Below are 9,086 nucleotides of genomic sequence, written 5' to 3' on the forward strand. Positions count from 1 at the left end.
CCACTGCGCAGTTTGGGCGACAGATCGGCTGATTGGCCTGCGATCACGCCACGGGTTCGGGTTCGACCGCGGGCTTTCTGAGGTTGCGCAGCCTGGCGGCGAAAGCGGGGCTTAGATTGTCGATCTCGTGCATGATGCGGCGGCGGCTGAAGTGAATTTGCCGGCGCGCGCGCCAGCGCAGGTCGGTGTCGATGGTCAGGCTGCGGCGAAAATGCGCCAGCTGGAGACCATGCTCGTCCATCGCCTGCTTTACCGGATCGGCGTAGAAGGTCGCGATCTTTGCGGCGGCCATGCCGGGTGAGGCCAGCCATTGCGGCACATGCACCGTGCACAGGCGCTCGACATCGGTGAGCAGCCGGCTGACACCTGTCCCTGCGGCCGGACAGGATGTCTGGTAGGCATCGCCGATCAGGACGGCCCCGTCGCGCACGCAGTTCTCGGCGACGGTGATGTCGGTGAGCCAGCTCTCGACCCGGTCGATCACTTCGAAATCACCGAATGCCTTGACCAGACCCGGGAGCGTTTCGATGAGCGTTTGCCTGGGATTGTCGCGCAGCGCCTTGACCCAAGGGTCGCGATGCTCGCGGAAAACGAAGAGATTGGCACGGGTGACTTCGGCGGCGGGGAACAGGTTCAAATAGTCGATGCCGTCGGAAACCCGTTCGCCGTAATAGGTGAGGGCGGGATGCCGGAAGGCGCTTGCTCCCACCGGGCGCAGATTGAAGCCGAAGGTCAGCGACTGCCGCTGGTGGACGAATTTGCGCTCGATGCCAAGGTCGCGGCGCAGAATGTCACCCATGCCGGTGGCCAAAACGAGAAGCCGCGCCGTCACGTCGCCGTGTCCGAGGATCGACACACGCTGGCGTTCCGGGCCTGCCTCCAGTCCGCTCACGCGACCTGCGATGAAGCGCACGGTGTCGGGCAGTTCGGCCCGCATGGCGGCGACGAGGTCATCGTAGAAAATGCCGTAGTGCCGGGCGTGCGTGCGGTCGAGCAGGCGCCCCTTGCGAATGTTGACGATTTCGTCGAATGCCACGGCCGCTGCGGAAAGCCCGTCCAGAAGGCCGATCCGGCGCAGTTTTTCGATCTGGTCGCCGGCGATCTTCTCGACGCGGAATTCGCGCGGAAAGACCTGATGGCGGTCGATCAGCGTGACGTGATAACCGGACCGCCCGAGCACGTTTGCCGCCAGAGTGCCGGAAAGCCCGCCGCCGACTATGACGATCTCCGTGTCGGTTCCGGCAGGCAGCGGACGGTGGGGACGCTCGGCTGTCATCTGGAATACCTCAATATGGCGTAGATGGCCTGGGGACTTGTGGTGAAATAGCGCCAGAAAAGCCGGCGCGGCTCCATCAGCGCGCGCCACAGCCACTCGAATCCGGCCTTCTGTACCCACAGGGGCGCGCGCCGGACCTTGCCGGCGATATGGTCGAAAAGCCCGCCCGACGTCTTGATCACCCCGACATTCTGGAGTCGCGATGCAAAGTCGCGGACGAAGATCTGCTCGCGCGGAACACCGAGGCCCAGCCACAAAATGTCGGGCGCAAGTGCGTTGATCTCGTCGAGCTTCTTTTCAAGCGCCTGGCCGGCAAGGAAGCCGTGGCAATGCCCGACGATGCGCAGGCCGGGGTATCTGGCTTTGACACTCGCAACGGCCTTGCTGTTCTCGGCCTCTGTCGACCCGAGCAGGTAGAAGGTCGTGCCTTGCTGTTCGGCAAGCTTGGCCACGTCGTGAAAGAGGTCAGTGGTGGCTACCCGCTCCGGCAGATGCGTTCTGCACAGCAAGCGTGAGGCGAAGACCAGCGGCTGACCATCGGCGAAGATCTGGTCGGCTTCGCTGAAAAGCACGGCTACGTCCACATTCGCGCGAGCTTGGGCGATGACGTCGCCATTGGCGGAGGTGAAATAATAGGGACGGCTACTGCGGATGTGCCCCCGTGCCGCCGCGATCATCAAGCGCGCGGCATTTGGCCGATCGATCACCGTGATCGGTAACCCACCAAGCTGCACGGTTGGAAGAGCGAGAAGGCTCGCCTGGAAAGCAACGGCCTCCTGCTGAGCGATATCGGCCGCGCTTGCGAGCCCGGCTGAAAGTTGACGATGCGAACGGGGAGACTGGGTTGCGGACATCGCGGCTTGCGCGGAACCGGGGGGCCCCGATCCACTGATCGTGGCCTCATCTCTTCCAAGATCCCTTGGAGAGGTCTCTGAAATTATGCGCATAGAAAAACTGCCCCATCCCCAGTATATCCAAACTACCCCCTTGCTTGGCACCATAAGTAAAAAAATCGGAAAGTTAAGCGATAGATTAACAATTAGTTAATATGTAAATCTTGTCTAAAAGTTTAAGGATCAAAAATGGGTGGGAAGATCTGGGCCAATTATCCAATGACCACCGCCCCAAGTGGCAGCGGCACTGTGTGTGCTGCGGCTATTTCCGTGATGTCTACAAGGACAACAAGCTGTCCGGTGCGTCTCACCTGACTCGATATCAGCCAGTTTCAGCGGCGCCGGCCGCGTATCGAGGCCTGGTAGACCAACGATGTCCAGCTGTTGGAGGAGGCGAGGTGACAGTAGACCAGCCCCAGCGCTCCTGATTTCCTGAGGTCGAGAAAGGCCTCGTCGCTTAATTTGTTGAAGGCCGGCTCGTCGATCACCTGGAAATCGGTGAGGTTGAGCACCTCGCCGCCCTCCAGCGTCACCTTGCTCTGGCGTGGCGCGAACAGACCGTGCGCATCGATCTTGTCAATCATGGCGCGGGTCGCGTTGAAGTCGACCTGGAATTGGTTGCAGAAGGTCAGCGCCTGTTTCGTCGCGTCCGCTGCCTCGGTCCCGTTGAAGAATGGAGCGATCTTGCCGCCGTCCTCGCGGAACGGCGCCAGCAGTTGATCGACGACGCGCTCGCTCGCCCGGTCGACGCACAGTGTCAGACGACCGGTCGTCGTCGTCTCGTCTGCGAGAACGAAAGGATAGCGGCGGACATAGGCCGGAACATAATGCGGTTCGGTCCATTTGCCGTCGGCATCGACGAACAGGTTCTCGTTCTGGCGCAGGCCGGTGATGATCACCGGTGCCTTGGCGGCGCCGATGAAGACGATGGGATAGGAGCGCATCGCCGCCGGCATCTCCGACGCCACCACCGGAATCGCGTGCGCCGAGCGGGCGAAGCCAAAGTCGGCCCGCGCGGCCAGCCCCAGCGAGCCGTGCCTTATCGGGTTGAGCGCTTCCGGCCTGGAGTAGAACAGCGGCAAGGCGGCGCCCGCTGCGTTTTCCGCTGCCGGTGCCGTGTTTGTGTCGCTGTCAGCCATCGTCCGTCTCCCTTTTGCCGCCATCCGATCGCGTTGGCTCAATTAAACGCATGATACCGAAAATCGAAAATCGTTTGTTTCGCTGAAACTTCAGTTGGCAAAGGACCATGCAAAAAGATCGAAGTAATGCGGGTTTTACCGATCTGCAGTGCCAGGTTTCGCAGAATCTCACCGAATCCAAGACGGGCCAGCGGGTGCTCACCGTGACCGTCCGTCGCGAGAAAACCAATGGCGGCCTGGCCATGCTGCTGGCGCTGACACATGGCCTGTTCCTGCCCTCCGGCGCCTCCTACCAGATCGACACCGGACACTACGGTCGCCATCCAGACCAGCGACCGGAATGGCGCCTACGCGGCCGTCCCGCTGACGCCGGAACCCATCACGGCGATGAAGGCGGGGACCAATCTCAACATCGGCATGAAATCGGTGACGCGCAAGCCGGTGACCATTCCGGTTTCATTGTCCGGCTTCACGGGGGCGATCGACAAGCTCGAAGCAATCAAATAGCTGCGAAGAGCCTCTGCTTCGGGGCGTCACGTGCCGCTGGCCTCAAGCCGACCGGGGAGGGCCATTGCTTGGCCTCCACGAACGACAGCGCGGGCAAGGTTCTATTTCTGACGGAAAGCGGAGTGAAACGAGGTGAGCAGCGGGCCCAATATGTAGTCGAGGGCGGTGCGCTCCTCGGTGACGATCATCACCGAAGCCGGCATGCCAGGATAAAGCGCGATCTGCGGTGCCGCGGCCAGTTCGGCCGGATCGACCGCGATGTCGGCGACATAGTAAGGGAAGCCGGTCTTGGCGTCGGTGATGCGATCCGCCGAAATGCGGGTGACGCGTCCATGGATGATCGGTATCGAACGCTGATTGTAGGAGGTGAAGCGAACTTCGGCCGTCATGTCGGAGCGCAGGTTTGATATGTCCTCGACGCGAACCTGCGCCTGGACGATCAGCGAATTCTGCGTCGGCACGATGTCGAGAATCGTCTGGCCCGGAGCGACGATCGCACCGATCGAAAAGACGCTGAGATCCATCACCTGGCCATCATAGGGCGAGCGAACTTCGGCACGGTCCATGGCGGCCTGGGCGGCGAACATCTTGGGTACAAGGTCCGCCAGGCCCGATTGCGTGTCGATCAGCATGGCGGAAAGCTTGGCCCGGCGCTCGTTGGTCAACTGGGCGATCTGGCTTTCCAGCTCGGCCTTCGACTGACGGCTGCCGGCGATTGCCCCCAGATTCTCGTCGATCAGGCCCTGCAGACCGGAGGCTGATCTGTCCAGTTCCAGAATGCGCGGCCGTGTCGTCAAGCCGGCCTTGAGGAGCTTGGACAGGCTGGCCTTTTCATCGATCGTCGATTGCAGCTGGGCCCGGTAGGACTCGACGCGGGCCTGCTTGCCCTGGATCTGTTCATCAAGCTCGGCAATCCGCCGCTGCAGGATCTGCGTGGCGCCGGCCATCGAGGCGCGCTGGCTTTCCAGATCGGCGATCTGGTTTGCCATGGCATCCTTGAGATAGGATTCGTGCTCCTTGAGGATGTCCTGCGGAAAGGCAACTGCCCCGCTGCCATCCAGCTCGGCCTTGATCCTGGCGTCGGTGGCGCGCAGGAGCGCATATTGCTGGGCGTAGAGGTTGAACTCGGAACGGATCCTGGTGTCGTCGAGGACCAGCATGACCTGGCCTGTCTTGACGATGTCGCCGTCCTTGACCCGGATTTCCTTTACCGTTCCACCGTCGAAGTGCTGAACGCTCTTGCGATTGCCTTCCACCTTGACGACCGCATCGGCCAGCACTGCGCCGTTCAGCGGGGCAAAGGCGGCCCAGCCGCCGAAGACGCCGAAGAAGGCGATGATGATCAACAGGCCGATATTGGCCGGCACCCGGATGGAATCCGGGGCCGGGATGCCGGCTTCGCCGGGCAGGCTTCTGTAAATGAGGGCGCTGTCGCTCAACGGTCACTCCTCAGGCAGGTCATTGGGTTGCCACCGCAATTGAAGTCGCACGCTGATTGAGCCGTGCCACGATCTCGTTCCTCATGCCAAAAGCTTCGACGGCGCCGTCCCGCAACAGCAGGATCTTGTCGACATTTGCCAGCGTCGACGGCCGATGCGAAACGATGATCACCGTGCTGCCGCGACGCTTGAGCTCGATCGCGCACTCGCTCAGCGCACGGTCGCCATCGGCGTCGAGATTGGAGCTCGGCTCATCGAGAACGATGAGGTTCGGCGTGCCGAACACAGCCCGGGCAAGCGCGATCCGCTGGCGGTATCCTCCCGACAGCACGGCGCCGCCTTCGCCGATCTGCGTCTCGTAGCCTTGCGGCAGGCGGATGATCATGTCGTGCACGCCGGCGAGCCGCGCGGCCTCGATCACTTCCTGGTCGACATTGGTCTTGAAGCGCCCGATGTTGGCGGCGACGGTGTCGGAAAACAGCTCGATGTCCTGTGGCAGGTAGCCGATGTGGTCGCCGAGCGCGTCGCGCCCCCAATGCGACAGATCGGCGCCGTCCAGCCTGACGGTGCCGCGGCTGGGCTGCATGACGCCGGCGAGGTGACGGGCCAGCGTCGACTTGCCGGCGCCCGAGGGGCCGACGATCCCCAGCGCCTCGCCTGCCTCCAGCCGGAACGATACGTCCCTGAGAAGCACCTTCTGCTGGCTGGGAATGGCAAAGCTGACCTGCTCGACCGAAATCTTGCCGGTGGGCTTGGGCAGGTTGAACGACCTTTCGCTCTGTGCACCGCCGTCGATCAGTTTGTGAACCCTGGTCAGCGCCGCCCGCGCCAGGACCAGGTTGCGCCAGAGGCCGACGATCTGTTCGACGGGCTGGAGGCCTTTGCCCAGCAATATGCTGGCCGCGAACATAGAACCGGCCGTGGTCTGCCGTTCGATCACCAGATAGGCGCCGAGGCCGAGGATCAGCGACTGCATGGTCAGGCGCAGGAACCGGATCACCCCCGACATCAGGGCGGCGCGGTCGCTGGCTTGCGTCTGACGCCGGAGCGCCAGGCTGCGGTCGCGCCCCCAGCGGCGGATGAGGCCGTCGATCATGCCCATGGCGCGAATGACTTCCGAGTTCCTGAGGCTCATCTCGGTGAAATTGTAGTTGGCCGTCGCCAGATCGTTGGCCTGCTTCAGCGGCGCGCGCACCAGATACTCGTTGATGACCGCCATGGCGACGAGCAGCAGGGACGAGCCGAGCGCGAAGAAGCCGAGCCAGGGGTGCAGCAGGAAGATGATGGCGATGTAGATGGGCGACCATGGCAGGTCGAACAGCGCATTGATGCCCATGCCGGTGATGACCTGCCGGAACGTGTCGAAGTCACGCACCGGCTGGCTCTGCGAGGAGCCCGACTGCGCGGTCTCGACCGACGCGGCCACGATCTTCGCCGACAGCAGCCGGTCGAGGCGCACGCTGGCGCGCGTCAGGATCGTGGCGCGCATGAGGTCGAGGCCGGCAAGCGCAAGGAAGGCCGCCAGCAATGCGATGGTCAGCATCACCAGCGTGGTTGCGCTGCCGCTGGTCACCACCCGGTCGTAGATCTGCAGCATATAGAGCGGGGAGGCGAGATAGAGCAGGTTGATCGCCAGGCTGAAGCCCGCCGCGATCAGGAAATAGTGGCGGCACGCCAGCAGGGCGTCCTTCACGATCTGCGATTTTCTGTCGAGACTCAAATACCCAGCGGAGAACCGCCCCCCTGTCCACCTGTATGCCGATACTACTCCCGATCCTTCAGCCGGCCACGCAGCCCGTCGATATTCTTGTCGTAAACCTTAACGCGTAGGCTGGATCAGGAATTGCTACGGGAAGTGAGCCGCAACGCGGCTCACTTCCCGGGGTTCAAAGCACGAAGTCGCTCGCTGTCAGTCCGAGCCCGGTACCCGTCAGCGTGATCTGCAAATCGGGAGTTGCGTTGCCGTTCACGTCGGCACGGACGATCGTGTTGCCGCCGACTTCCGACCAGGTGATGCTGTTGGCGACGGTGGCTGCATTCTGCCCTCCGAACAGGAAAGCCTGATCGCCGGGGCTTCCACTGGCGTCGATCGAGGAGAGATCGATCTTGTCGGTGCCGTGCACGAAGTCGGTGATGGTGTCGAAACTTGCCGGCGTGGATTCCGAGGCTGCGCCATAGTTGAAGGTGTCGGATCCGATGCCGCCTGTGAGCGTGTCGACCCCGGCACCGCCTGTCAGCGTGTCGTTGCCGTCGCCGCCGACGAGCGTGTCATTGTCGCCGGCACCCAAGAGCGTATCGTTGCCTGTACCGCCGACAACCAAGTCGTTGCCGGCTCCGCCGTTGATCGTGCTGTCGTCGCCGCCGTTACCGAAGAGGAGATCGTTGCCGTTTCCCCCGGTCAGAGTCTGCCCCGCCGAAGTGGAGGCGATGACGTCATCGGTGCCGCCGCCCGACAAGGTCGTTTGCAGTCTGTAGGAAGTCGTGCTCAGCGCATAGCCGTACACGGTGCCGCCGTTTGTGAATTGTATGCTCTCGACGTTGCCGCTTCCGATATATTGATCGCGGATTGTGATCTCGGTGGTTCCGACATTGACAACGAGATCGTTGGCCACTCTCTCGAAGTTCAGTGTTCCGATGGCCGTGCTGTTCAACGGTGCGCTGGTCAAGATTTGAATACTGTCGCCGCCGCTGCCGGCATCCGAGATGATGTCTTCGCCATCTGCCAGGCCGAACTGGTAAGTGTCGTTGCCACTGCCGCCGAGGAGAACATCGTTGCCCGCTCCCCCGACGAGAGTCGCTCCGCCGTTCGAACTGATGAGGATGTTGTCGCCCGCGGTTCCGTCGAGCGTGCCGACAATATCCTGATTGACTGTTACCAGTCCCGGCGCGCCAACGGTCGTTCCATCAGTGGCCGTGTAGGTGAATGTTCCTCCCGCGGGCGCGGCGTCGGTGAAGGTTACGGTGCCGTTTGCACCGGTACCCGGAGTGTGGGAGACAGTGCCTCCCGTCGCGGAGCCTGCGCCCGACACATCGATTGGCGAGCCAATGTCGTTCGCAATAAGCGCCCACTCCGGGATGTTGATCGCGCTTCCCAATCCCAGATTGGTGATGACGTTGTCGCCAGTGGCGGTCGGCCCATCACTCGTACCAAGAATGTCGATGTGCACCGAGGTCTGGGTGCCGTCGGCGCTGAGCACGTTGAAGTCTTCGGTGTAATGCTGGCCGGCGACGAACTCGTCATGAGCCGAGGAGGCAGTATAGGTCCAGGCGCCCGCCGCATTGATGGCGAAGGTCCCGTAACTGCCCACTGTCCCAGCCTGGGCGGCAAAGGTTATCGGACTGTCGACATCTGAGATGGTCAGCGTGCCGCTGGTCGAGATGTCGGCGGCTGTGTTGCCTTCCGTTAGGTTGACCGAGGCTGAGGAGAGCACCGCCGCGTCGTTGGCGCCATGGATAGTGATGTCGATCACCTGCTGTGTGCCGTCGACGGTCGTGACCGTCACTAGCTCATGCAGGGTGGTGTTCGCTCCGATGCTGTTGAGCGCCTGAACGTCAGCGTTGTTGTCGTCGAGCGTATAGCTCCAGGTGCCGTTTGCATCGATCGAGAAGGTGCCATAGGTCTTGGCGACGGCTGCCTGCGTGTTGAAGGTCGCCGCATTGTCGACGTCGGTTGCATTGAGATCGCCGGAGGCCGTGGCATCGCCGGGCGTGCCATTGGCGACACCGCTCTTTTCCGTGACGGAGGTGTCCTCGGCACCGTTGACCGTGATGATGGCGGCATCGTTGGCGCCGTTGATCGAGATGGTGATCACCTGCTGGGTGCCGTCGGCGG

General features: G+C 62.5%; 8 protein-coding genes. 1 reads left to right on the forward strand and 7 read right to left on the reverse strand.

From position 1 onward, the window contains the following. Nucleotides 1–43: 43 nt before the first annotated feature. The 4 genes from DH08_RS29685 to DH08_RS36670 form a co-directional block, all read right to left on the reverse strand. On the reverse strand, nucleotides 44–1,276 hold the full coding sequence (locus DH08_RS29685) for an FAD-dependent oxidoreductase (RefSeq protein ID WP_192182815.1): 1,233 nt from the start codon (nucleotides 1,274–1,276) through the stop codon (nucleotides 44–46). Beyond that, entirely contained in the window at nucleotides 1,273–1,953 is a 681-nt protein-coding gene (locus tag DH08_RS29690) for a WecB/TagA/CpsF family glycosyltransferase (protein ID WP_210328942.1), read from the reverse strand. Before DH08_RS29690 ends, DH08_RS29685 begins: the two co-directional genes overlap by 4 nt. A 548-nt stretch (nucleotides 1,954–2,501) precedes the next feature. Beyond that, nucleotides 2,502–3,308 carry a SapC family protein gene (locus tag DH08_RS29695; protein WP_192182816.1) on the reverse strand — a complete coding sequence of 269 codons (807 nt, stop codon included), beginning with the start codon at nucleotides 3,306–3,308 and terminating at the stop codon, nucleotides 2,502–2,504. Between the two features lie 38 nt (nucleotides 3,309–3,346). Beyond that, the gene (locus DH08_RS36670; protein WP_246801044.1) at nucleotides 3,347–3,571 is read right to left on the reverse strand and encodes a hypothetical protein; all 225 of its coding nucleotides are present in this window, start codon (nucleotides 3,569–3,571) and stop codon (nucleotides 3,347–3,349) included. On the opposite strand from DH08_RS36670, the gene DH08_RS36675 reads away from it, so the two are divergent. After that, the gene (locus tag DH08_RS36675) at nucleotides 3,570–3,815 is read left to right on the forward strand and encodes an invasion associated locus B family protein (protein ID WP_246801045.1); all 246 of its coding nucleotides are present in this window, start codon (nucleotides 3,570–3,572) and stop codon (nucleotides 3,813–3,815) included. The genes DH08_RS36670 and DH08_RS36675 overlap by 2 nt on opposite strands. Before the next feature lie 101 nt (nucleotides 3,816–3,916). Here the strand turns inward: DH08_RS36675 and DH08_RS29705 are convergent, their stop codons facing one another. The 3 genes from DH08_RS29705 to DH08_RS29715 all read right to left on the reverse strand — a co-directional run. After that, complete coding sequence (locus DH08_RS29705) at nucleotides 3,917–5,254, reverse strand: HlyD family type I secretion periplasmic adaptor subunit (RefSeq protein WP_192182817.1); 1,338 nt, start codon at nucleotides 5,252–5,254, stop codon at nucleotides 3,917–3,919. Between the two features lie 19 nt (nucleotides 5,255–5,273). Beyond that, nucleotides 5,274–6,947 (reverse strand): type I secretion system permease/ATPase, encoded by a 1,674-nt coding sequence (locus DH08_RS29710; RefSeq protein ID WP_345892461.1) that lies wholly within the window; start codon nucleotides 6,945–6,947, stop codon nucleotides 5,274–5,276. Between the two features lie 193 nt (nucleotides 6,948–7,140). Further along, on the reverse strand, nucleotides 7,141–9,086 hold a 1,946-nt coding region (locus tag DH08_RS29715; RefSeq protein ID WP_192182819.1), incomplete at its 5' end, for a VCBS domain-containing protein.

Source organism: Mesorhizobium amorphae (genome assembly GCF_014843845.1).
Lineage (GTDB): Bacteria > Pseudomonadota > Alphaproteobacteria > Rhizobiales > Rhizobiaceae > Mesorhizobium > Mesorhizobium amorphae_A.

Bases quoted from the DNA above. Each gene is read 5' to 3' on its own strand.
- DH08_RS29685 (WP_192182815.1), bottom strand. From the start codon at position 1,276: ATGACAGCCGAGCGTCCCCACCGTCCGCTGCCTGCCGGAACCGACACG.
- DH08_RS29690 (WP_210328942.1), bottom strand. From the start codon at position 1,953: ATGATCGCGGCGGCACGGGGGCACATCCGCAGTAGCCGTCCCTATTAT.
- DH08_RS29695 (WP_192182816.1), bottom strand. From the start codon at position 3,308: ATGGCTGACAGCGACACAAACACGGCACCGGCAGCGGAAAACGCAGCG.
- DH08_RS36675 (WP_246801045.1), top strand. From the start codon at position 3,570: ATGGCCTGTTCCTGCCCTCCGGCGCCTCCTACCAGATCGACACCGGAC.
- DH08_RS36670 (WP_246801044.1), bottom strand. From the start codon at position 3,571: ATGTGTCAGCGCCAGCAGCATGGCCAGGCCGCCATTGGTTTTCTCGCG.